The 18671-nt window shown below is 64.8% G+C and carries 16 protein-coding genes; 13 read left to right on the forward strand and 3 right to left on the reverse strand.

Features of this window, described 5'->3' with window-relative positions:
* Positions 1-10 precede the first annotated feature (10 nt).
* Complete coding sequence (locus tag ACZ9C1_RS15185; RefSeq protein ID WP_110701718.1) at positions 11-895, reverse strand: heme/hemin ABC transporter substrate-binding protein; 885 nt, start codon at positions 893-895, stop codon at positions 11-13.
* A 162-nt stretch (positions 896-1057) separates the two neighbouring features.
* Here ACZ9C1_RS15185 and ACZ9C1_RS15190 point away from each other — a divergent pair, with 162 nt between their 5' ends.
* Positions 1058-1375: a Rieske (2Fe-2S) protein gene (locus tag ACZ9C1_RS15190; protein ID WP_023631907.1), complete on the forward strand. Its 318-nt coding sequence runs from the start codon at positions 1058-1060 to the stop codon at positions 1373-1375.
* Here the strand turns inward: ACZ9C1_RS15190 and sfsA are convergent.
* Entirely contained in the window at positions 1365-2078 is a 714-nt protein-coding gene (sfsA, locus tag ACZ9C1_RS15195; RefSeq protein ID WP_110701720.1) for a DNA/RNA nuclease SfsA, read from the reverse strand. The genes ACZ9C1_RS15190 and sfsA overlap by 11 nt on opposite strands.
* 3 nt (positions 2079-2081) lie before the next feature.
* Positions 2082-3254, reverse strand: coding sequence for a pyridoxal phosphate-dependent aminotransferase (locus tag ACZ9C1_RS15200; RefSeq protein WP_102683208.1), 1173 nt, complete (start codon positions 3252-3254; stop codon positions 2082-2084).
* 213 nt (positions 3255-3467) lie between these two features.
* On the opposite strand from ACZ9C1_RS15200, the gene dksA reads away from it, so the two are divergent.
* The 12 genes from dksA (at position 3468) to ACZ9C1_RS15260 (ending at position 18550) form a co-directional block, all read left to right on the forward strand.
* Positions 3468-3914 carry an RNA polymerase-binding protein DksA gene (gene dksA, locus ACZ9C1_RS15205; protein ID WP_110701722.1) on the forward strand — a complete coding sequence of 149 codons (447 nt, stop codon included), beginning with the start codon at positions 3468-3470 and terminating at the stop codon, positions 3912-3914.
* A 99-nt stretch (positions 3915-4013) separates the two neighbouring features.
* Positions 4014-4901 carry a tRNA glutamyl-Q(34) synthetase GluQRS gene (gene gluQRS / locus ACZ9C1_RS15210; protein ID WP_214500951.1) on the forward strand — a complete coding sequence of 296 codons (888 nt, stop codon included), beginning with the start codon at positions 4014-4016 and terminating at the stop codon, positions 4899-4901.
* Positions 4902-5105: 204 nt separating this feature from the next.
* Positions 5106-5282 (forward strand): hypothetical protein, encoded by a 177-nt coding sequence (locus ACZ9C1_RS15215; RefSeq protein ID WP_003250005.1) that lies wholly within the window; start codon positions 5106-5108, stop codon positions 5280-5282.
* Positions 5266-8241, forward strand: coding sequence for a sensor histidine kinase (locus tag ACZ9C1_RS15220; RefSeq protein ID WP_178082059.1), 2976 nt, complete (start codon positions 5266-5268; stop codon positions 8239-8241). Before ACZ9C1_RS15215 ends, ACZ9C1_RS15220 begins: the two co-directional genes overlap by 17 nt.
* A gap of 4 nt (positions 8242-8245) precedes the next feature.
* Positions 8246-9688 carry a sigma-54-dependent transcriptional regulator gene (locus tag ACZ9C1_RS15225; protein WP_110701728.1) on the forward strand — a complete coding sequence of 481 codons (1443 nt, stop codon included), beginning with the start codon at positions 8246-8248 and terminating at the stop codon, positions 9686-9688.
* Between the two features lie 746 nt (positions 9689-10434).
* Positions 10435-11829, forward strand: coding sequence for a polynucleotide adenylyltransferase PcnB (locus ACZ9C1_RS15230; RefSeq protein WP_046854081.1), 1395 nt, complete (start codon positions 10435-10437; stop codon positions 11827-11829).
* A gap of 2 nt (positions 11830-11831) precedes the next feature.
* A complete protein-coding gene (gene folK / locus ACZ9C1_RS15235) occupies positions 11832-12311 on the forward strand; it encodes a 2-amino-4-hydroxy-6-hydroxymethyldihydropteridine diphosphokinase (RefSeq protein WP_111533410.1) in 480 nt (159 codons plus the stop codon).
* 250 nt (positions 12312-12561) lie between these two features.
* Entirely contained in the window at positions 12562-13362 is an 801-nt protein-coding gene (panB, locus tag ACZ9C1_RS15240; protein ID WP_102683204.1) for a 3-methyl-2-oxobutanoate hydroxymethyltransferase, read from the forward strand.
* Complete coding sequence (gene panC, locus ACZ9C1_RS15245; RefSeq protein ID WP_198754608.1) at positions 13359-14222, forward strand: pantoate--beta-alanine ligase; 864 nt, start codon at positions 13359-13361, stop codon at positions 14220-14222. The genes panB and panC overlap by 4 nt, the downstream gene beginning before the upstream one ends.
* Positions 14223-14412: 190 nt before the next feature.
* Positions 14413-16077, forward strand: coding sequence for a glucose-6-phosphate isomerase (gene pgi, locus ACZ9C1_RS15250; RefSeq protein ID WP_038706862.1), 1665 nt, complete (start codon positions 14413-14415; stop codon positions 16075-16077).
* 156 nt (positions 16078-16233) lie between these two features.
* Positions 16234-18168 carry an acetate--CoA ligase gene (gene acs, locus ACZ9C1_RS15255; RefSeq protein ID WP_476254154.1) on the forward strand — a complete coding sequence of 645 codons (1935 nt, stop codon included), beginning with the start codon at positions 16234-16236 and terminating at the stop codon, positions 18166-18168.
* A gap of 79 nt (positions 18169-18247) precedes the next feature.
* Complete coding sequence (locus ACZ9C1_RS15260) at positions 18248-18550, forward strand: ArsR/SmtB family transcription factor (RefSeq protein WP_023631021.1); 303 nt, start codon at positions 18248-18250, stop codon at positions 18548-18550.
* The last annotated feature ends 121 nt before the right edge of the window (positions 18551-18671 follow it).

Below are 18671 nucleotides of genomic sequence, written 5' to 3' on the forward strand. Positions count from 1 at the left end.
ACCCGCGGCATCATGGATTGAGGCTGGCCTTGGCGGCGGGATAGAAGCTGGCGGCCAGCTCATGCAGGGTGGCCGGCAGGCGCGGGCCGAGGCCGCCGACCAGCAACGTCGGATCGAGCGACAGCAGGCGCTTGTCGCGCACCGCGCGGGACGTCGCCAGGGCCGGGTTTTCCTTGATCAGTGCCTGCAAGGCCTTTTCACCGCTGAGGGCACGGTCAGAGAACACCACCACGTCCGGATTCAGCGCGGCGAGGGCTTCCACCGAGAAGTTCTTGTAGCCCTGGTGATCGGCAAGATTGCGCCCTCCCGCCTGACGCAGCACCCAGTCCCCGGCAGTGCCCTGCCCGGCGATCATCGGCTTGGCGCCGGCATGCCCGACCAGCAGCAACACCCCAGGCGCCTTCTGCCCGGCCTGGGCCTGCTCGACCTGTTTGTGCAACGCCTCCAGTTGCTGGCGGTAATCGGCAGCCAACGTCTCGGCTTTGCGTTCGTCGCCAAGCAATGCCCCCAGGTGCTTGAGGTTCTCGTCAACCGCGCCCACTTCGGCCTTGCTGGAGAACAGCTCGACCCGCACCCCGGCGTTGCGGATCTGCGCCAGCACCGGCGGTGGCCCCATTTCCTCGGTGCCCACCAGCACGTCAGGGCGCAGGCTGAGGATGCCTTCGGCCGACAACTGGCGCTGGTAACCGATGCTGGGCAGCGCCTTGAGCGACTCGGGATGCTGACTGGTGGTGTCGACGCCGACCAGACGCTGCTCACCGCCCAGGGCGCTGATCCACTCGCTCAAGGCACCGCCGGCGCTCACCCAGCGCTGTGGCAGCTCGGCGGCCATGGTGTGGGTAGATAGGGCAAGACCGGCGCACAGGGCAATCAAGGCAGCGGGACGGCGCATCATCGGATTCCTTTGCAGAGGGCGGGCAGCACACCTTGTGGCGGGCGGCACAAGTGCGCACCATAGACAGCCTGGCGCGACGAATGCGGGCAATTTGATAATTATTCGCATTGAAGCGTCAAGCCATCCCTTTGTCACACGGCTTAACCGGAAGACTCCGCTGCGATGCATTTTCTCTGCGCCTCCAACGACCTCGCCGAGGGCCACAGCCGCGCCTTCAGCGTAGCCGGCATAGCGCTGTTCGGCGTGCGCCGCCAGGGCACGGTCCACCTCTATCGCAACCGCTGCCCGCACCGGGGCATCCCGCTGAACTGGGCGGCGGACAGCTTTCTCGATGACAGCGCGAGCCTGATCCAGTGCGCCCATCACGGGGCCCAGTTCCTGATAGAAAGCGGCGAATGCATTACTGGCCCCTGCGCGGGCGAATGGCTGGAAGCCCTGGACTGCCGGGAAGACAGCCAGGGCATCTGGCTTACGGATTGAGCAATACCGGCAGTGGCCGGTCGATGACCAGTTGTTGGGCATCCAGGCGCGTGCCATAAGCCAACACCTCGACCCCTTCCGCCACCGCGGCGCGCAGTGCCTGGGCGTAGGCGGCGTCGATCTCCTGAGCCGGGCGCACGGCCTCGATGCCGGTCAGGTTCACGCAATACAGCTGCACCGCACGGATGCCCTGGCGTGCCAGGGCGGCCAGCTCGCGCAAGTGTTTGGCCCCACGCTGGGTGACGGCGTCGGGGAACGCCGCCACGGCGGTATCGGGGTAACCGAGGGTCACGCTCTTGACCTCGACGTAGGCCTTGTCGCCATTGGCGAACTCCAGGTAGAAGTCGATACGGCTACGTTCCTCGCCATACGCCACTTCACGCTTGAGCGTGGTGAACCCGGCAAGCTCCGTGATCACCCCGGCCCGCAGCGCTTCCTCCACCACCGCATTGGCGCGCCCGGTGTTGACACAGGCCAGCCGTCCCTGGGGCGTTTCGCTGATCTCCCAGGTACCGGGCAGCTTGCGCTTGGGATCGTTGGAGCGGCTGAACCAGACCTGCCCGCCCTCGCGCATGCAATTGAGCATGGAGCCAGTGTTGGGGCAGTGAATGGTCAACTGCTCGCCAGTTGCCAGCTCGATGTCGGCCAGGAAGCGTTTATAGCGGCGTAGCAGTCGCGCCTGTTCCAGTTGCGGAAACAGCATCCGTCAGCCCTGCCAGCTTTTCAGGCCACGGGCGATGCGCTGCACCGCCTCCTCCAGACGTGGCAGGTTCTGGGTGTAGGCAAAGCGCACGTGGTGGCCGGCCTGGTAACGACCGAAGTCCAGCCCCGGGGTGAATGCCAGGTGCTCGGTTTCGAGGAAGTGCCGGCAGAATGCGAAGGCATCGCCGCCGAACGCGCTGATATCGGCATACAGATAGAAGGCGCCTTGCGGCTCCACCGCGATACCGAAGCCCAACTCACGCAATGCCGGCAACAGGTAGTCGCGGCGGCGGGCGAACTCGGCGCGGCGCTCCTCGAGGATTGCCAGGGTTTGCGGCTCGAAGCAGGCCAGCGCGGCATGCTGGGCCATGCTCGGAGCACTGATGTAGAGGTTCTGCGCCAGCTTTTCCAGGTCCGCTACCGCCGACGGCGGCGCCACTAGCCAGCCCAGGCGCCAGCCGGTCATGCCGAAATATTTGGAAAAACTGTTCAGGACGAAAGCCTCATCGTCGACTTCCAGCACGCTCGGCGCATCCATGCCGTAGGTGAGGCCGTGGTAGATCTCGTCCACCACCAGATGCCCATGGCGCTCGCGGGTGGCCTTGGAAAGGCTGGCCAGCTCGTCGCGGTCGAGCACCGTGCCGGTCGGGTTGGCCGGCGACGCCACCAGGGCACCGACCGTGTCTTTGTCCCAGTGACGCTCGACCAGATCGGCGGTCAGCTGGTAATTGACCTCCGGCCCCACCGGCACCAGCTGCGCGCCGCCTTCGACCAGGCGCAGGAAGTGACGGTTGCACGGGTAGCCCGGGTCGGCCAGCAGCCAGTGCTTGCCCGGATCGACCAGCAGGCTGCTGGCCAGCAGCAGCGCGCCGGAACCGCCCGGGGTGATGAGCACGCGCTCCGGGTCGAGGTCCACACCATAGCGTTGGCCATAGAACCCGGCGATTGCCTCACGCAGTTGCGGCAAGCCGCGGGCAGCGGTGTAACGGGTGTGCCCGGCGGCCAAGGCAGCCTGGCCCGCGGCGACGATGGGCGCGGCGGTGGTGAAGTCCGGCTCGCCGATCTCGAGGTGGATCACGTCGTGGCCCGCAGCCTGCAACTCGTTGGCACGCGCCAGCAGGGCCATCACGTGGAAGGGTTCGATGGCGCGACTGCGCGCACTGTGTGGCTGAGCCATGGGCCTTCTCTCAATTGGGTCTAAACTGGTGATTCTACCTGTGCGCCGCAGCGAACGTGCCGCCCGTCCTGCTGTCAATAGCAGGCATAGGACGGGGTAGCGCACCCCGGATCTATCTGGTAAGTTCGGCGGCTCGCAGTCGCAGGGCCGGCGGGTGCCGGCGATGGAAGCAAGCCTGCGCATTGGATCAGATGAGTGAGAGGCGGTCTATTCATGTCCACCGTAGAAAAGCAAAAATCCGGTCAGACCATGTACGGTGTCGAGCCCTATAAAGAGACCAAGGGCGAAGAGTACATGGGCGAGCCCATGAAGAAGCACTTCACCAAGCTTCTCAATGCTTGGAAAGGCGAGCTCATGCAGAGTGTCGATCGCACTGTAGACCACATGAAGGACGAAGCTGCCAACTTCCCAGACCCGGCTGACCGTGCCAGCCAGGAAGAAGAGTTCGCCCTGGAACTGCGCAACCGCGATCGTGAGCGCAAGCTGATCAAGAAGATCGACAAGACCCTGCAGAAGATTCAGGACGAAGAGTACGGCTGGTGCGACTCCTGTGGCATCGAGATCGGCCTGCGCCGCCTAGAAGCCCGCCCGACCGCCGACCTGTGCTTCGACTGCAAGGAAATTGCCGAGAAGAAGGAAAAGACTGTCGGTAAAGGCTGATTCCAGAACCTCGCAGACGGGGCGTACTGGTTGTGGAGGCGGGCTTGCCCGCTCCTGCAATCGGTACGCCCCGTCTTCATTTATATAGCTGTGCAATCCATGAACGACTCCCGCTACATCGGCCGCTTCGCCCCCACCCCCAGCGGCTTTCTGCACTTCGGCTCGCTGGTAGCCGCCCTCGCCTCCTGGCTCGACGCCCGCGCGGTCGATGGCCGCTGGTTACTGCGTATGGAAGACACCGACCCGCCTCGGGAAATGCCCGGGGCACGCGATGCGATCCTGCAGACCTTGGAGCGCTACGGCCTGGAGTGGGACGGCGAAGTGGTGTTCCAGAGCCAGCGCCACGAGGCCTACGCCGCCGTGGTCGACCGTTTGTTCAGCATGGGCCTGGCCTATGCCTGCACCTGTTCGCGCAAGCAACTGGAAGGGTACGACGGTATCTACCCAGGCTTTTGCCGTAATGCCGGGCATCCCCGGCAAGACGCGGCCATTCGCCTGCGCGTACCGGAACTGATCTACCGCTTCACGGATCGCGTCCAGGGTAGCTTCGAACAGCACCTGGGGCGCGAGGTGGGCGACTTCGTCATCCAGCGCCGTGACGGGCTCTATGCCTACCAGTTGGCGGTGGTACTGGACGATGCGTGGCAGGGCGTTACCGACATCGTGCGCGGCGCCGACCTGCTGGACAACACGCCCCGCCAGTTGTACCTGCAGGAGCTGCTGGGGTTCTCGCAGCCGCGTTACCTGCACATTCCATTGATCGTGCAGCCCGACGGGCACAAGTTGGGCAAGTCGTATCGCTCGCCGCCACTTGAGGCGGACCAGGCGACGCCGTTGCTGCTGCGAGCATTGCGGGCATTGGGGCAGCAGACCGATCCGGCACTGGCGGGGGCCAGCCCGGCCGAGGTGCTGGCGGTGGCGCGCCAGCAGTGGCGGCCGGAGCACATTGCGCGGCAGATGACGGTGCCCGAGGCTGATTTGCGCTGAGGCAGTAGCGGCCCTATCGCGGGGCAAGCCCGCTCCCACGAAGAGCACACTGGCCTCGCGATAGAGCCAGAACACGTGAAACCAGCCTCAAAAGCCCAACAAATTCAAACCCTTGGCTAACAGCCCCGATTCCCGCTAGCATCGCCCCAGCCATTTGCGCCAATAATAAGTCCAAACCGCAGCGCCCAACCCATCGAGGCCAGCATGTACATCTATCGTTTGGTCCTGCTTCTGGTGGTGGGGATCTACCTGTTCTCCCCCGCCATCATGGACTGGTGGATCGAGCCGACCGGTGCCTGGTACCGTCCCTACCTGCTCTGGCTGATCCTCATCGTCGTCACCTTCATCCTGCAGAGCCAACGAGATGCCGATGAGCTTTAGCCTGACCCAGATGATCCTGATCAGCGCCGCCTACCTGCTGGTGCTGTTCAGCGTGGCCTGGATCAGCGAGCGCGGGCTGATCCCGCGGGCGATCATTCGCCACCCCCTGACCTACACCTTGTCGCTGGGCGTCTACGCCAGTGCCTGGGCCTTCTATGGCTCGGTCGGCCTGGCCTATCAATATGGCTATGGCTTTCTTGCCTGTTACCTGGGGGTGTCCGGGGCCTTCCTGCTGGCCCCGGTGCTGCTCTATCCGATCCTCAAGATCACCCGCACCTACCAGCTCTCCTCGCTGGCCGACCTGCTGGCGTTTCGCTTCCGCAGCACCTGGGCCGGTGCGCTGACCACCATCTTCATGCTGATCGGCGTGCTGCCCTTGCTGGCCCTGCAGATCCAGGCCGTGGCCGACTCGATCAGCATCCTCACCGGCGAGCCGGTCAAGGCGCGGGTGGCGTTTGCCTTCTGCGTGCTGATCATCCTGTTCACCATCTTCTTCGGCTCACGCCATATCGCCACCCGCGAAAAGCACGAAGGCCTGGTGTTCGCCATCGCCTTCGAATCGGTGATCAAGCTGCTGGCGCTGGGCGGTATCGGCCTTTATGCGCTGTACGGCGTGTTCGGTGGCCCGCATGGGCTGGAGGTCTGGCTGCTGCAGAACCAGACCGCCCTCGCCGCCCTGCACACCCCGCTGCAGGAAGGCCCCTGGCGCACCCTGCTGCTGGTGTTCTTCGCCTCGGCCATCGTCATGCCGCACATGTACCACATGGCCTTCACCGAGAACTTGAGCCCGCGCTCGCTGGTCAGCGCCAGCTGGGGCCTGCCGCTGTTCCTGCTGCTGATGAGCCTGGCCGTGCCGCTGGTGCTGTGGGCCGGCCTGCGCCTGGGCGCCAGCACCAACCCCGAGTACTTCACCCTGGGCCTGGGCATCGCCGCCAACAACGAAGCGCTGGCGCTACTGGCCTATGTCGGTGGGTTGTCGGCCGCCAGCGGGCTGATCATCGTCACCACCCTGGCGCTGTCAGGCATGGCCCTGAACCACCTGGTGCTGCCGCTGTACCAGCCGCCGGCCGAAGGCAATATCTACCGCTGGTTGAAATGGACGCGCCGAGCGCTGATCGTCGCCATCATCACCGCCGGCTTCGTCTTCTACCTGACCCAGAACACCCACCAGAGCCTGGCAAACCTGGGCATCGTTGCCTTCGTCGCCACCCTGCAGTTCCTGCCCGGCGTGCTCTCGGTGCTGTACTGGCCGACCGCCAACCGCCGCGGTTTCATCGCCGGACTGCTGGCCGGCATGCTGGTGTGGATGGTGACCATGCTGCTGCCACTGCTGGGCAACCTGCAGGGCTTCTACATCCCGCTGCTGGACATGATCTACGTGCTGGACGACACCAGCTGGCACATGGCGGCCATCGCTTCACTTGCGGCCAACGTCCTGCTGTTCACCCTGATCTCGCTGTTCACCAACGCCAGCAGCGAGGAGGTCAGCGCCGCCGAGGCCTGCGCGGTGGACAACGTGCGTCGCCCGCAACGCCGCGAGCTGCACGCCGCCTCGCCCCAGGAGTTTGCCACCCAGCTGGCCAAGCCGCTAGGCGCCAAGGCTGCGCAAAAAGAGGTGGAGCAGGCCCTGCGCGACCTCTACCTGCCCTTCGACGAGCGCCGCCCCTATGCCCTGCGGCGCCTGCGCGACCGCATCGAGGCCAACCTGTCCGGCCTGATGGGGCCGAGCGTGGCACAGGACATGGTCGAGACCTTCCTGCCTTACAAGTCCGGCAACGAGAACTACGTCACCGAGGACATCCACTTCATCGAGAGCCGCCTCGAGGACTATCACTCGCGCCTGACCGGCCTTGCCGCCGAACTCGACGCCCTGCGCCGCTATCACCGCCAGACCCTGCAGGAACTGCCCATGGGCGTGTGCTCGCTGGCCAAGGACCAGGAGATCCTGATGTGGAACAAGGCGATGGAGGAGCTCACCGGCATCGCCGCCAAGCATGTGGTCGGCTCGCGCCTGGTGACCATCGCCGAACCCTGGCGCGGCCTGCTGCAAGGCTTCATCAACGTGCCCGACGAACACCTGCACAAGCAGCGCCTGGTCCTCGATGGCCAGCCGCGCTGGCTGAACCTGCACAAGGCGGCCATCGACGAGCCGCTGGCCCCGGGCAACAGCGGCCTGGTGCTGCTGGTCGAGGACCTCACCGAGACCCAGGCGCTGGAGGACAAGCTGGTGCACTCCGAGCGCCTGGCCAGCATCGGCCGCCTCGCCGCGGGCGTGGCCCACGAGATCGGCAACCCGATCACCGGCATCGCCTGCCTTGCGCAGAACCTGCGCGAGGAGCGCGAGGGCGACGGCGAGATCATCGAGCTGTCCAGCCAGATCCTCGAGCAGACCAAGCGCGTGTCGCGCATCGTCCAGTCGCTGATGAGCTTCGCCCACGCCGGCGGCAGCCAGCAGAACAGCGAGGAGCCGGTGTGCCTGGCCGAGGTGGCGCAGGATGCCATTGGTCTGCTGGCGTTGAACCGGCGCAATTTCGAAGTACAGTTCTTCAACCTCTGCGACCCGCAACACTGGGTCGAGGGCGACCCGCAACGCCTGGCCCAGGTGCTGATCAACCTGCTCTCCAACGCCCGCGACGCCTCGCCGCCCGGCAGCGCCGTGCGCGTGCGCAGTGAAATCAACGAGCACACCGTCGACCTGGTGGTCGAGGACGAAGGCAGCGGTATTCCGAAAAGCATCATGGACCGCCTGTTCGAACCTTTCTTCACCACCAAGGACCCGGGCGAAGGAACCGGACTGGGGCTCGCTCTGGTCTATTCCATCGTGGAAGAGCATTATGGGCAAATCACCATCGACAGCCCGGCCGACATCGAGCGCCAACGTGGTACCCGGATCCGCGTGACCCTGCCCCGGCATGTCGTAGCGACGTCCCCTGAAATTCGAGACCGTCGAGAGAATTGAATCAATGCCGCATATTCTGATCGTCGAAGACGAAACCATCATCCGCTCGGCCCTGCGTCGCCTGCTCGAGCGGAACCAGTACCAAGTCAGCGAAGCCGGCTCGGTGCAGGAAGCCCAGGAACGCTTCAGCATTGCCACCTTCGACCTGATCGTCAGTGACCTACGCCTGCCGGGTGCCCCGGGTACCGAGCTGATCAAGCTCGGCCAGGGCACGCCGGTACTGATCATGACCAGCTACGCCAGCCTGCGCTCGGCGGTGGACTCGATGAAAATGGGCGCGGTGGACTACATCGCCAAGCCCTTCGACCACGACGAGATGCTCCAGGCCGTGGCGCGTATCCTGCGCGACCGGGTGAACGCCCCAGCCTCGGCGCCGGCCGGCGAGCCCCGGGCCGCCAACGGCAAGGCCAGCACGGACAAGGCCAGTCCCGCCGCCGCCAACGGCGAGATCGGCATCATCGGCTCCTGCCCGCCGATGCAGGACATGTTCGTGAAGATTCGCAAGGTCGCGCCAACCGACTCCAATGTGCTGATCCAGGGCGAATCCGGTACCGGCAAAGAGCTGGTCGCCCGCGCCCTGCACAACCTCTCGCGCCGGGCAAAGGCACCGATGATCTCGGTGAACTGCGCGGCGATCCCGGAAACCCTCATCGAGTCGGAACTGTTCGGCCACGAGAAGGGCGCCTTCACCGGCGCCAGCGCGGGCCGGGCGGGGCTGGTCGAAGCCGCCGATGGTGGCACCCTGTTCCTCGACGAGATCGGCGAGCTGCCACTGGAAGCACAGGCCCGCCTGCTGCGAGTGCTGCAGGAAGGCGAGATCCGCCGGGTGGGCTCGGTGCAATCACAGAAGGTCGACGTGCGCCTGATCGCGGCCACCCACCGCGACCTGAAGAACCTGGCCAAGGCCGGGCAGTTCCGGGAAGACCTTTACTACCGCCTGCATGTGATCGCCCTGAAATTGCCGGCCCTGCGCGAGCGCGGCAGCGACGTCAACGAGATCGCCAATGCCTTCCTTGCCCGCCAGAGCGCACGGATCGGCCGCGACGACCTGCATTTTTCCCACGATGCCGAGCAAGCCATCCGCCATTACAGCTGGCCGGGCAACGTGCGCGAGCTGGAAAACGCGGTGGAGCGCGCAGTGATTCTCAGCGAAAGCGCGGAAATTTCCGCCGACCTGCTGGGCATCGACATCGAGCTGAGCGACCTGGAAGACGACGACATGCTGGACAACCTGCCGGCGCTGGCCAGCAGCAACAGCGCCAGCCATGAGCCGACCGAGGACCTGTCGCTGGAGGATTACTTCCAGCACTTCGTGCTCGAGCACCAGGACCACATGACCGAAACCGAACTGGCCCGCAAGCTGGGCGTCAGCCGCAAATGCCTGTGGGAACGTCGCCAGCGCCTGGGCATCCCGCGGCGCAAGAGCAACGCCACCAGCGACAACTGATCCAGCCTGGATACATCGCGGGGCAAGCCCGCTCCCACAGCGCGTGGGGGCAGGCTTGCCCCGCGGTCGTTTGGGGGTAACACATCAGTTACCGCAAAAATCTGTTACCTACCCTGCCGGGCGTAACATCCCCCGAGGCGTAAGGTAACGAAATTTCTACATTTGCCCCGCGGCAAAACCTGCCTGAAGCGCTGAAACCCCCGATTTCATTGGGTTTTCAAAAGTTGGCACGGCACCTGCTATATGTCTGGTACAAGAACAATAACAAGCACTGCAACTCAGAATAAGAACAAGACGAAACGGCTCACGCACAATAAAAACAAGACGGCGGAGGCGCAGCTAACTGATTCTTTTGGAGAGGCGTTGTGTTTGGGGCTTGCCCCACGATCAGGCAGAGAACAACAAAAACTGCACTCAAAAGCAGCACCTGAACTGATTGGATCGACAGATCAACATCAACTCGGCGACCAAAGCAATCCGTTTGCTCTTCACCCCCGGTTTGGGGGTCGTCCACAAGCTTCGAGATTTGTGGACAGGGCATTCAACAAAAACAAGAAGCCCGGCAGAAGAACAATAAGAGCACGCAACGACTTGATGGGGAGCTTCGGCTCCCCATGTCGTTTCTCACTTCTGCATCACGCTTGGCACACCGCCTACACCATTCCCCCAGTAAATGCTAGAATCCCCGCCCATCATGCGGCCATTCTCCTATCCTTGGCCGATCATTCCTTCAAACAGTGCATCCCATGCTGAAGAAGCTGTTCCAGTCGTTCCGCCCGCCCGTTCGTGGCCAGCACCACAGGCGCACCACGCCTGAAGTGATCAACAAGAGCCAGCACTCGCTGCAGCGCAGCCAGTTCAGCCGCCATGCCGTGGGCATTGTCGAGCGCCTGCAGGCGGCCGGTTACCAGGCCTACCTGGTCGGTGGCTGCGTGCGCGACCTGCTGCTGGGCATCACGCCCAAGGACTTCGACGTGGCCACCAGCGCCACCCCCGAGCAGATCCGCGCGGAGTTCCGCAACGCCCGTATCATCGGCCGGCGCTTCAAGCTGGTCCACGTGCATTTCGGCCGTGACATCATCGAGGTCGCCACCTTCCGCGCGCCCCACTCCGATGACGACCAGTCCGATAGCCACCGTTCGTCGCACAATGCCAGCGGTCGCATCCTGCGCGACAACGTGTACGGCACTTTGGAAGAAGACGCGCAACGCCGCGACTTCACCATCAACGCCCTGTACTACGACCCGGTCAGCGAGCGCATCCTCGACTACGCCAACGGTGTCCACGACATCCGTAACCGGCTGCTGCGCCTGATCGGCGATCCGACCCACCGTTACCAGGAAGATCCGGTACGCATGCTGCGCGCCGTGCGCTTCGCCGCCAAGCTGGACTTCGGCATCGAGAAGCACACCGTGCAGCCGATCCGCGAGCTGGCGCCGATGCTGCGCGACATCCCACCCGCGCGCCTGTTCGAGGAAAGCCTCAAGCTGTTCCTCAACGGCCAGGGGGCGATCACCTTCGAGATGCTGGTCGACCTGCAACTGTTCGAGCCATTGTTCCCGGCCAGCAGCCATGCCCTGGAAGAACGACCGAGCTACACCCACAGCTTGATCAGCCAGGCATTGGCCAACACCGACCTGCGCGTCAAGCAGGGCAAGCCGGTGACACCCGCCTTCCTGTTCGCCGCGCTGCTCTGGCCAGCCCTGCCAAGCCGCGTACTGTACCTGCAGAGCCAAGGCGTGCCGCCGATCCCGGCCATGAACGGCGCGGCCCACGACCTGATCGCCGAACAGTGCGCACGCATCGCCATCCCCAAGCGCTTCACCCTGCCGATCCGCGAGATCTGGGACATGCAGGAGCGCCTGCCACGGCGCAGCGGCAAGCGCGCCGACATGCTGCTCGACAACCCGCGTTTCCGCGCCGGCTACGACTTCCTGCTGCTGCGTGAAAGCGCCGGCGAGGAAACCGATGGGCTGGGCCAATGGTGGACCGACTACCAGGACGCCAACGACAGCCAGCGCCGCGACATGATCCGCGAACTGGGCAACCGTGACGACGCCGCTGGCGCCGGTGCCGGCCCACGCAAGCGCAAACGCAGTGGCGGCAAGCGCAAGCGTGACGACGAGCAGGCGTGGGACTGAGCATGACCACCCGTGCGTACATCGGCCTGGGCAGCAACCTGGATGAGCCCGCCGAGCAGCTGCGCAGCGCCCTGCAGGCGCTGGACCTGATCGCCGAGACGCGCCTGACGGCGGCCTCGGCGCTCTACACCAGCGATTCGCTGCTGCCGGGCCAGCCACGCTACACCAACGCCGTGGCGGCCATCGACACGGCACTGACACCGCTGGACCTGCTGGACGCCCTGCAGGCCATCGAAAACGGCCAGGGCCGCGTACGCAAGGAGCGCTGGGGCCCACGCACCCTCGACCTGGACATGCTGCTGTTCGGCGACCAGGTCATCGATGCGCCGCGCCTGAAAGTGCCGCACTACCACATGCACGCCCGCCCCTTCGTGCTGTACCCGCTCGCCGAGCTGGTGCCCGCCAGCTTCCGCCTTGCCGACGGCCGCCCCCTCGCGCAACTGCTCGAGGACTGCCCGTTCGTCGGCCTGGAACGCCTGTAAATCGGGCGTTTCAGACGGCGGTAACGCCAGTAACACCCACGCCGTAACAATGCGGTAACACGGCTGGTTGACTTCCCCCACCTCGCTCACGACTATAGGCGTCCCGCGGCGCTACTGTGCCGCAATCACCCATTTAGGCTCGGACGGATCTGTGCCCGAACATCACGACCGATGATGTGCCGCTCCGGAAGATGAATACACGCGTTGTACGCAGTTGTTGTTCACAGCGCCTGAACGAGGACTCCCCTACATGCCTGAAGTAACCCTGACCACCCTGCACGGCCTGAAGGCCAAGGGTGAAAAAATCACCATGCTGACCTGCTACGACGCGACCTTCGCCAAGGCAGCCAGCCAGGCCGGCGTGGAAGTGCTGCTGGTGGGCGACTCCCTGGGCATGGTCCTGCAGGGCCATGACAGCACCCTGCCCGTCACCAACCGTGACATGGCCTACCACACCGCCTGCGTCAAACGCGGCAACGATGGGGCGTTGATCCTCGCCGACCTGCCGTTCATGGCCCACGCCACACCCGAGCAGGCTTTCGCCAACGCCGCCGAACTGATGCGCGCCGGCGCCCACATGCTCAAGATCGAAGGCGCCGCCTGGCTGGGCGAGACCATCCGCCTGCTGGCCGAACGCGGCGTGCCGGTGTGCGCGCACATGGGCCTGACCCCGCAGACGGTCAACGTGCTGGGCGGCTACAAGGTCCAGGGGCGCCAGGAAGCCCAGGCACGGCAGATGCGCGCCGACGCCATCGCCCTGGAACAGTCCGGCGCGGCCATGCTGTTGCTCGAGTGCGTACCCAGCGAGCTGGCCGCGGAAATCTCCCAGGCCGTGAGCATTCCGGTGATCGGCATCGGTGCCGGCAGTGCCACTGATGGCCAGGTGCTGGTGCTGCACGACATGCTCGGGCTGTCGCTGAGCGGCCGCGTGCCGAAGTTCGTGAAGAACTTCATGGCCGGCCAGCCGGACATCCAGAGTGCCCTGGCCGCCTATGTCCGCGCGGTCAAGGAAGTCAGCTTCCCCGGCAGCGAACATGGGTTCAGCGCATGAATACCGTCAAGACCGTCCGTGAGCTGCGCGCCGCCGTGGCCCGCGCCCGTGGCGAGGGCAAGCGCATCGCCTTCGTGCCGACCATGGGCAACCTGCACAGCGGCCACGCCGCCCTGGTGACCAAGGCCGCACAGCGCGCCGACTTCGTGGTTGCCAGCATCTTCGTCAACCCGTTGCAGTTCGGCGCCGGCGAAGACCTGGACAAGTACCCGCGCACCCTCGCCGCCGACCAGGAGAAACTGCTCCAGGCCGGCTGCCACCTGCTGTTCGCCCCGACCGTCGAGGAGATGTACCCCGATGGCATGACCGTGCAGACCCGCGTCAGCGTGCCGCAACTGTCCGAAGGGCTGTGCGGCGCCAGCCGTCCTGGCCACTTCGAAGGCGTGGCGACCGTGGTCAGCAAGCTGTTCAACATGGTCCAGCCGGACCTGGCCGTGTTCGGCGAGAAGGATTTCCAGCAACTGGCGGTGATCCGCGCCATGGTCCGCGACTTGAACATGCCGATCCAGATCATCGGCGAGCCGACTGTGCGCGCCGAGGATGGTCTGGCGCTGTCATCGCGCAATGGCTACCTGACAACAGAACAGCGTGCCGCCGCCCCGGCGCTGTACCGTGTGCTGAGCGCCATGGCCGACGCCTTGCGCCGCGGCCAGCGCGACTACGCGGCGCTGATCGCCGAGGGCCAGGCGCAACTCGAAGCCGCCGGGTTCCGTAAGGATTACCTGGAAGTACGCCACGCCGTCACCCTGCGCCCGGCGCAGGTCGATGACCGTGACCTGGTGGTGATCGCCGCAGCTTACCTGGGCAACACCCGGCTGATCGACAATCTCTATCTGCACCTCGAAGAGCAGACCGCCTGAGCTCGACGCGTGGGAGCGGCTCAACGTCGCCCCACGCGTGCCCTGGGTATCAGGTCAGTGACAATTTTTAATCCGCGCCGCCCGCCTCCCCCCATTCCCGCCTTGGCGCCAATGCCTATAATGTCCAGCTTGCAACCGGCAATGACTGCCGCTGTCCAAGCCTGACCATGCAACAAGGAAACCACCCGCAATGGCGTATTACCGTACCCCCCACGATGTGACGGCGCTGCCCGCCTGGCAGGCGCTCCAGCAACACCGCGACGCCATGCAGGGCTTCAGCATGCGCGAAGCCTTCGCCGCCGACGGCAAGCGCTTCGACCAGTTCTCCTTGAGCAGCTGCGGCCTGTTTCTCGACTACTCGAAGAACCTGATCACCGAGCAGACCCGAGACCTGCTGGTCAACCTGGCCAAGGAAGTCGACCTGGAAGCAGCCATCAAGTCGATGTTCAGCGGCGAGATCATCAACGCCTCCGAAGGCCGCCCGGTGCTGCACACCGCCCTGCGCCGCCCGGTCGGCGACAAGCTCAGCGTGAACGGCGTCAACGTGATGCCTGAAGTGCACAAGGTGCTCAACCAGATCACCGAACTGGTCGGGCGCATCCACGACGGCCTATGGCGCGGCTACAGCGAGAAGCCGATCACCGACGTGGTCAACATCGGCATCGGCGGCTCGTTCCTTGGCCCCGAGCTGGTCTCCGAGGCTCTGCTGCCCTACGCCCAGCGCGGCGTGCGCTGCCACTACCTGGCAAACATCGACGGTAGCGAGTTCCATGAACTGTCGGCCAACCTGCGCGCCGAGACCACCCTGTTCATCGTGTCGTCGAAGTCGTTCAACACCCTCGAAACCCTGAAGAACGCCATGGCCGCGCGTACCTGGTACCTGGCCCAGGGCGGATCGGAAGCCGAGCTGTACCGCCACTTCATCGCCGTGTCGAGCAACAAGGCCGCGGCCGTGGCCTTCGGCATCCGCGAAGAGAACATCTTCCCGATGTGGGACTGGGTGGGCGGGCGTTACTCGCTGTGGTCGGCCATCGGCCTGCCGATCGCCCTGGCCATCGGCACCGCCAACTTCAAGGAGCTGCTGTCCGGCGCCTACACCATGGACCAGCACTTCCAGACCGCGCCGTTCGAGAAGAACATGCCGGTGCTGCTGGCCTTGCTGGGCGTGTGGTACGGCAACTTCTGGGGCGCCCGCAGCCACGCGATCCTGCCGTACGACCACTACCTGCGCAACATCACCAAGCACCTGCAGCAGCTGGACATGGAGTCCAACGGCAAGAGCGTGCTGACCGATGGCACGCCGGTGCAGACCGAAACCGGCCCGGTGATCTGGGGCGGCGTCGGCTGCAACGGCCAGCACGCCTACCACCAGCTGCTGCACCAGGGCACCCAGCTGATCCCGGCCGACTTCATCGTGCCGGTGGTGAGCTTCAACCCGGTGGCCGACCATCACCAGTGGCTGTACGCCAACTGCCTGTCGCAGAGCCAGGCGCTGATGCTCGGCAAGACCCGCGAGGAAGCCGAGGCCGAACTGCGCGCCAAGGGCCTGAACCAGGACGACATCGCCAAGCTGGCGCCGCACAAGGTGATCCCGGGCAACCGCCCGAGCAACACCTTGGTGGTCGAGCGCATCAGCCCGCGCCGCCTTGGCGCGCTGGTGGCAATGTACGAACACAAGGTGTTCGTGCAGAGCGTGGTCTGGGGCATCAACGCCTTCGACCAGTGGGGCGTGGAGCTGGGCAAGGAACTGGGCAAGGGCGTGTACCAGCGCCTGGTCGGCGCCCAGGAAGACAGCGCCGAGGATGGCTCGACCCAGGGCCTGATCAACTACTTCCGCGGCCGTCACCGCGGCTGATCGACCTGTAGCTGTCAATTGCGGGGCAAATCGCATCGGTGCGCCGATGCGGCTTGCCCCGCGATGCTTTCCGCCCGGGAACACCCCCACCTTCTACACTGTCCATCGAATAGCCGTTGCAGTCCCTCGCCCCTAACAAGAGCAGGACCACCCGCCATGTTCGATATCCGCGACTATCCCGAGGCCTTGGCCGTCAGCCAGGCCGCCACACTCTCCGACGCCGACTACCGCCGCCTCTATCGCCAGTCGGTGGACAACCCCGACACCTTCTGGGCCGAGCAGGCCAAGCGCCTGGACTGGATCAAGCCCTGGTCGAGCGTGCAGCAATGCGACCTGAAGACCGGCGCGGCGCGCTGGTTCGACGGCGCCCAGCTGAATGTCAGCCATAACTGCATCGATCGCCACCTGGCCAAGCGCGGCGAACAGACCGCCCTGCTCTGGGAGGGCGACGATCCCAAGGACAACAAGGCCATCAGCTACCGCGAGCTGCACCGCCAGGTGTGCCGGCTGGCCAATGCCCTGAAAGCCCGGGGTGTGAAGAAAGGCGATCGGGTATGCATCTACATGCCGATGATCCCCGAGGCCGCCTACGCGATGCTCGCCTGCACCCGCATCGGCGCCATTCACTCGGTGGTGTTTGGCGGCTTCTCCCCCGATGCCCTGCGCGACCGCATCCTCGACGCCGATTGCCGCACCGTGATCACTGCCGACGAAGGGGTGCGCGGCGGCAAGCGCATACCGCTCAAGCAGAATGTCGACAAGGCGCTGGCCAGCTGCCCGGCCGTCAGCAGCGTGCTCGTGGTCAAGCGCACCGGCGGTGACGTCGGCTGGAGCGAAGGCCGTGACCTCTGGTACCACGAGGCAACGGCAAAGGCCGACGACGACTGTCCGCCCGAACCGATGAGCGCCGAGGACCCGCTGTTCATCCTCTACACCTCCGGCAGCACCGGCAAGCCCAAGGGCGTGCTGCACAGCACCGCCGGTTACCTGCTGCAGGCCACGATGACCTTCAAGGTGGTGTTCGACTACCGCGACGGCGAGGTGTTCTGGTGCACCGCCGACGTCGGCTGGGTCACCGGCCACAGCTATATCGTCTATGGCCCGCTGGCCAACGGCGCGATCTCGCTGATGTTCGAGGGCGTGCCCAACTACCCCGACACCTCGCGTTTCTGGCAGGTGGTGGACAAGCACCAGGTGAACATCTTCTACACCGCGCCCACCGCGTTGCGGGCCCTGATGCGTGAAGGCTCCGGCCCGCTGCAGGGCACCTCGCGCCAGAGCCTGCGCCTGCTCGGCAGCGTCGGCGAGCCGATAAACCCGGAGGCCTGGGAATGGTACTTCGAGGCGGTCGGGCAGAAACGCTGCCCCATCGTCGACACCTGGTGGCAGACCGAGACCGGCGGCATCATGCTCACGCCCCTTCCCGGCACACAGAGGCTCAAGCCCGGTTGCGCCACCCAACCGATGTTCGGCGTGCAGCCGGTGCTGCTGGATGAAAAAGGCAAGCTCATCGAGGGGCCAGGCGCCGGCCTGCTGGCGATCAAGGCCAGCTGGCCCGGACAGATCCGCAGCGTCTACGGCGATCACCAGCGCATGGTCGACACCTACTTCAAGCCCATGCCCGGCTATTACTTCACCGGCGACGGCGCCCGCCGCGACGCCGATGGCGACTACTGGATCACCGGGCGCATCGACGATGTGATCAATGTCTCCGGCCACCGTATCGGTACCGCCGAGGTGGAGAGTGCGCTGGTACTGCACGACAGCGTCGCCGAAGCGGCGGTGGTCGGTTATCCCCATGACCTCAAGGGCCAGGGCGTCTATGCCTTCGTCACCCCCATGAACGGCATAGAACCGGATGATGCGCTCAAGGCCGAACTGCTGGCCCTGGTCAGCAAGGAAATCGGCAGCTTCGCCAAGCCCGAGCTGATCCAGTGGGCGCCCGCTCTGCCCAAGACCCGTTCGGGCAAGATCATGCGGCGCATCCTGCGCAAGATCGCCTGCAACGAACTGGACAACCTGGGGGATACATCCACCCTCGCCGACCCCAGCGTAGTCCAGGGGCTGATAGATAAACGTCTCAACCAGTAGAACCCTCGGGGGCGGCCACCGCCGCCCCGATCATCGTTTACCGCATTGACATATCGGTAAATCCCGATATTATCGCGCCATGGAACTGCTCGACATATTCAAGGCACTCTCGAACCGTACCCGTCTCGAGATCCTCAAAGGCCTGAAAGACCCGGTGAAACACTTTCCTCCCCAGGACGAAGGTGACGTTCATACGGTGGGCGTCTGTGTGAGCAGCATCCAGGAAGGCGTGGGGCTATCGCAGTCGACGGTATCCGACTACCTGGCCACCCTGCAGCGCGCAGGCCTGGTCGAAGTCCGGCGCATTGGCCAGTGGACCTATTACAAGCGTAACGAAGCCGCCATCAGCGCGCTCGCCGAGCTGATCGGGAGTGAGTTGTAGGTTTTTACTTTTACCTCTATATATCGACTTTTCCCGATATCCCGTTTTACCGAACTCAAGGAGGCAACAACTGCGGCATCTGGCAGGTGCCGAGGCATAGAACAGCATCTTCATTCCACTT

Source organism: Pseudomonas sp. TE21435, assembly GCF_056279265.1.